Annotated in this window: 5 protein-coding genes; 3 read left to right on the top strand and 2 right to left on the bottom strand. The window is 66.6% G+C overall.

Annotated elements, in window-relative coordinates:
* Together ACFVXE_RS38580 and ACFVXE_RS38575 are read left to right on the top strand one after the other, a co-directional pair.
* Positions 1-1086: IPT/TIG domain-containing protein (locus ACFVXE_RS38580; protein ID WP_389678431.1), on the top strand; the 1086-nt coding region annotated here is incomplete at its 5' end.
* 593 nt (positions 1087-1679) lie between these two features.
* Positions 1680-2303: a hypothetical protein gene (locus ACFVXE_RS38575; protein WP_389678430.1), complete on the top strand. Its 624-nt coding sequence runs from the start codon at positions 1680-1682 to the stop codon at positions 2301-2303.
* Positions 2304-2576: 273 nt separating this feature from the next.
* Here the strand turns inward: ACFVXE_RS38575 and ACFVXE_RS38570 are convergent, their stop codons facing one another.
* The gene (locus ACFVXE_RS38570) at positions 2577-3317 is read right to left on the bottom strand and encodes an HAD family hydrolase (protein WP_389678428.1); all 741 of its coding nucleotides are present in this window, start codon (positions 3315-3317) and stop codon (positions 2577-2579) included.
* Between the two features lie 504 nt (positions 3318-3821).
* On the opposite strand from ACFVXE_RS38570, the gene ACFVXE_RS38565 reads away from it, so the two are divergent.
* On the top strand, positions 3822-4286 hold the full coding sequence (locus ACFVXE_RS38565; protein WP_389678427.1) for a DUF1062 domain-containing protein: 465 nt from the start codon (positions 3822-3824) through the stop codon (positions 4284-4286).
* 68 nt (positions 4287-4354) lie between these two features.
* On the opposite strand, the gene ACFVXE_RS38560 is transcribed toward ACFVXE_RS38565, so the two are convergent.
* Positions 4355-4732, bottom strand: a complete 378-nt coding sequence (locus ACFVXE_RS38560) for a hypothetical protein (protein WP_389678425.1) — start codon at positions 4730-4732, stop codon at positions 4355-4357.
* Positions 4733-5024: the final 292 nt, after the last annotated feature.

Here is a 5024-nt window from a genome sequence, read left to right as displayed (position 1 = left end):
GCGCAGGGCGGCTGCTCGTCCACCTGCCACTTCTGTGTCACTGGCAACTTCTTCTCCGACCGGGCCGGCAGCTACGACTGCAGCCCGCCGGTCGACTCGCACGTCAGCGACAACACCAAGATCCCCGCATCGCCCGGCCCGGGCGACATACCGGACTCGATGCTCGCCAACGCCGGACTGACCAGCGGGTACCAGTCGTTGGCTGGCAGCCGGCAACCGGAGACGAGGTACATCTCCGCGCCCACGCCCGTCACGGCCGGGTCCACCACCGACCAGGTGCTCATCGCCGGCGCCGGCTTCTCGCCCAGCACCCCGGTGTATTTCGGTGACCAGCGCGCGACAAGCGTGCGACTGCTTTCCTCCGGTTTCCTGACCGCCACGGTGCCGCCCGGCGCTGACGGCACCGACGTCACCGTCGGCACGTACGTGCCCAAGCCGGTGATCACCGCTCCCGTCAGCGGCGCGGCAGGCCTGGCGGACACCTACACGGTGCGCGGAACCGGAGTGGCCGGTGACACCGTCACCGTCGGCGTCACCCTGGACCACGCCGGCTGCACCACGGTGACAGGCACCAACGGCGCGTGGGCCTGCACGGTCACCGGCTCCTCACCCGGACAGCACACGCTGACCGCCATGCAGTCCGACAAGGATGGAGCCACGTCGAAGCCGTCGACAGGCGTCACGGTCTACATCGGAGTACCGCAGGCCGCGGCACGGATCGACGACACCGATCCGTCGATCACCTACAGCGGCTGGAACTATGCGTCCGGCCGAAGCTACGGCGACTACAAAGACGACATCCACTACGCAGGGGGCGACGGCAGCAGCCTCTCGTTCACCTTCATCGGCACCGGCATCAAGGTCTTCGGCGAGCAGTACACCGACCAGGGCAAGATCAGTGTGTCCATCGACGGCGCATCCCCCACCATCGTCGACACGGTTCCTGCCGACGGCACCCGCCACGCCGATGCGGCCATCTACACCAACTCCTCGCTCCCGGCCGGCATCCACACCATCGTGGTGAGCAAGCTGTCGGGACAGTACGCCACGTTCGACGGCTTCGAAATCGACAACCCGACACCCTGACGGCCCTCATGACCCTCGGGTGCGGCTCGCCTGAGCCGGTCACCCGGTGAACGACGAAGGGCGCGGCCTTGGTGATCACGTCGACTCCCGTTGGCGTGATCGTGAGGGCCGCGCCCATGGCTCCAACTGCCGTGGATCTCGTCGGCCGAGACATTCAGCACGATCTCCGCGATTTCGGAGCCATCTCCGGATACGCGTGCCTTCGATCTACCTTGTCTACATCAGCTTTTCTGACACTCCGTCAAGTAAGCCTGGCCCGTGCACAATCCGATCCCCTCCAGATGCCCGCAACCAGGGACAGACCTCACCCTGCGCCCCGCCCCTCGCACTGGGCTTGCCGGGATACGGAAGCCGCACCCTCTCACAGACTGCCGTCCGACCTGCGTGTATTCCTCTCCCTGACTGATGGAGGCTAGGACGGAGGGGGTAGGCGATGACAACAGTACGGGCGAGGGCTCACAGCGCGGGCGGACAGCCGAGCAAGGACGGTGCAGACCTGCGGTCGACGCGTCGAGCGTGGCCCATGGCCGTGCTGCTGATCCTGCTGTCCCTGATACCGGCGGCAGCCTGCTACTTGGTGTTTCTCCTGGTGGTTGCCCTCCGACACCGAGCGCTACCAGGACTACCGCGCGGCTGAGCCGTGCTCCTCCCGCGCGACGGAGCAGGGGCAGACGGACTGCCTGAGTACCTGGCATCTCACCGTGGAGAAGACGGTGAACAGGACCTCGGGGAGGAACTCCTCCTATGAGGCAACCCTGACGTGTCGGCACTCCTGGCGGGGAACCATGTCCTTCGGCGACCCGGGGCCACTCCTGGAGCGGCTCGTGCCCGGCGACCAGGTCACGGCCACCGCCTGGCGGCGAGACATCGTGGTGCTCAGTAAGAACGGCGTACGGCAGAACACTTCGGAGGCGCCCCGTGACGAGGTCCCGATGAACGCCGCCATCGGCGTGCTCGCCGCGCTTGTCGCGGCTCAGGCCTTCGTGTTCGGTGCGGTGCGTCTTGCCCGGCCCCGTGACTACGAGCCCTTCAGCTGGAATCCGTACGGCAAGCGGGTACTCGTCACCATCATCGCGGCTTGTTTCGGGGTGGGCCTGCCGGCGGCGTGGATCGGCATCCTCTGGTGGCCCGTGCCTGCCGTCGCCGCACCCGTGGTGGTATGCGCGGCGGGGCTGATGCACCACCGCCGGCGGCCCCGAGCCGCAGGCGGAGTGTGACGGCCCTGGTGCATGTCGGCGTGCTCATGTGAGGGGCGTGTGAGCCATACAGGATCAAACGGTCCGTACCTCCGTCAGTTCGAAGTCCTCGGCAACCTGCCCGACCGAGGGGTCACCCCGTCTGCACAGCCCGACGATCTCGGCTTTGAACTCCGGCGTGAACGAACGGCGAGGGCGGTGAGGCCTCTTCTTCCCCCATGCTCTCCATGATGGGCATCCTCCCGGGGCTGAACCCCTGATCTCGAAAGTCCGCCAAAGCGGATCAAGCCCACCTCATCTCTGTTTCCGCATGACGTGGCTGATCGCAGAGGCGGCATCCTTGGCGATGTGGGTTGGCCGGTAGCAGTCCTGGGACCAGGGCCGGCCGTCCGTCACCCACACGTTTCGAAGCCCGAGTGCTTCGGCGCCGGCGATGTCGGCATGCGGAGAATCGCCGATGACCCACGCACCAGGCAGGGGGACGCTGACGGTTGCTGCAGCCGCATGGAAGATTTCCGGTTCGGGCTTCTTGTGACCGACGGTCTCGGAGATCACCCAGCCCTGGACAAGCTGGTCGAGCCCTGTGTTGCGGATCTTCGCTTCCTGCTGGACTGTGCGGCCGTTGGTGACGATCACACAGGTCCAGCCGTCGGCCTGGGCCTTGCTCAGCGCCTCGCGCGAGGATCGCGGCAGCACGACGTGGTCGGCGACACCGTTGTCGAGAAGGGCGCGGATAGCGGTGGTTGGCACCACGTCGCCGTATCGTTCGGTCAGAGCTGCGGCGACTTCGTACCGCGTGGTATAGCCGCCGGCGTCCATAGCCGTCACCCACGCGAGGTCGGAGTCGGGCAGGCCATGCTGGGCGAGGAAGTCCGCGACAGCGGTACGGAAGGCAGCATCGCGGTCGACCAGGGTGTTGTCGAGGTCCAGCAGCAGCAACGGCATGACCAGCAGTAGATCACACGCACTGGTTTCGGTCGGGTGGGTTTCCCGACCTGCATCGATGTGATCGGCTACACGGAACTCGACCGCCATGGTGTCCGTCGGCGAACTCCGCTGGGTGCTCAACCAAGTACAGATATACGTGTACCGGTCCGTAGCTGGTGGGACTCACTGCCGGTCGAGGGACAGTGCCGTGGATGCCCCTTTTGCGGAGCTGCGGCAGGCGGCGCTCACCTCGCGTCGGTGGCATGCCGATGGGTCCGCACCACGGTGGAGTCCACCGACGTGCCCCAGTCGATCCGCCCCTCAGCGTCCTCGGCAACCTGGATACGGGACAGCAGCATGACCAGTGCCTAGGGGTGTGTCCGATGGGCCGAGGGTGGTGCGGGTGGCCGCCGGGAGGGACCGGTATCCGCCTGAAAATCAGTGGAGTTGCTCTCCGGTGTGTCGTTACTGTGTTCCCGCCGATTGTCACTCTGCCAAGGACGTGCCGTTGTACACCAAGTGAGACCTCCCGAGCGCTGATCCGTCGCGCGTCGCACATGTGCGCCGCGCTCCTTTCCGCTGCGGTCTTCTCACTGGAACCGGTGTATTTCTGTGTCCAAGAACTGGGTGGTCGTGCCCACCTGCCTGCCGATCGTTCTCCACCGTTGCCACACGTGCGCCTCAGGGCGCTTCCGGGCGAACGAAGGATTCCGCGTCAATGCGAACCACAAGCTCCTCGACGCCTGGCTCCTCGCGCTGTGCACCGAGTGCGGGGACACCACCAATCTCACTGTCCTGGAGCGGATGAACGTGCGTTCCATACGAACCGAGCTCCTGAACCTGCTGCACGACAACGACAACGACAACGACCCCGGCCTGGCAGCCGAGCTGCTCCAGGACCCCGCTTGGGCGCGCCGCGGAGTGGGCGGCCCGAGTCGATCCGAGCGACCGGCCTGGCAGTCGCCGTACGGTCCGCCGCCGCAGCGGGCGCACCGTGGCCGGTGGGCGCCAGGGCCGGTATTGGCCAGGTCTCGGTCCGCCTTGCGGCGCGGATACCCGTGCGGTCGGTGCGACTGATCGCCGAGGGTTTCGGCTTTTCGCGAGTCGAGGTCGAGAGACTGCTTGGGGAACGGCCGAGATACGCGTCAAAGGGGTGTCAGCCGCCAGGGCGTTGACGCGGTTCTCGTACTCGCGGCGGGCCTTGCGCTGTGCGGGGAGCGCCGAGGTTCCCGGGGTGCCGTCGAGGGGCTGGCAGCGGGCAGCAGTTGGCGGTGAACCGAGGGTGTGGCGCTGACACGCAGTGTGTAGCCCTGGCCGCGTCGTACAGTCACCCCCTGGTCGAGCGTGGCGTGCTCGGTGGGCTCCAGGTCGGTGGCGTGCTCCAGCGGGTGGAGACGGCTGGAGGTGCCGGCCTCCTCCTCGAAGACGACCGGGTTTTCGATCCCAGCCTCGTCCAGGACGAGGTTCTGCCGGTCGGTCGACTGCCGGTCGGTCGACACCCGCTTGTAGACCAGGTTGGCCAAGCCGCTCCCCGTGTTGGTGGTCGCATTCGACCCTAGCTGTCAGCAAACCCTGTCACCAGCTGCCATCGGATCTGATTGGATCTGCGCCGCCGTCGGGCCCCGGAAAGTCCGGGTTCATTGGACGCCCGCCGCACCTGTCGTCATTCGTTCGTTTGACGACAGGAGCGGTGGCTAGGGTCACTCCGCTGAAGGCCATCACTTCTCGGGTGTTCCCGGCGGTGGGTGGGCGTCGTTTAGACGGTGTCCTATGTGGTGAGTCGGAGGAGACGTTTGTAGCAGCAGAGGGTGGCGG

Origin of the sequence: Streptomyces sp. NPDC058231, assembly GCF_042882275.1 — a bacterium.
Taxonomy (GTDB): Bacteria; Actinomycetota; Actinomycetes; order Streptomycetales; family Streptomycetaceae; genus Streptomyces.
The sequence above is the reverse complement of the archived record's forward strand: the minus strand, read 5'-3'. Positions and strand labels throughout refer to the sequence as shown.

Bases quoted from the DNA above. Each gene is read 5' to 3' on its own strand.
- ACFVXE_RS38570 (WP_389678428.1), bottom strand. From the start codon at position 3,317: ATGGCGGTCGAGTTCCGTGTAGCCGATCACATCGATGCAGGTCGGGAA.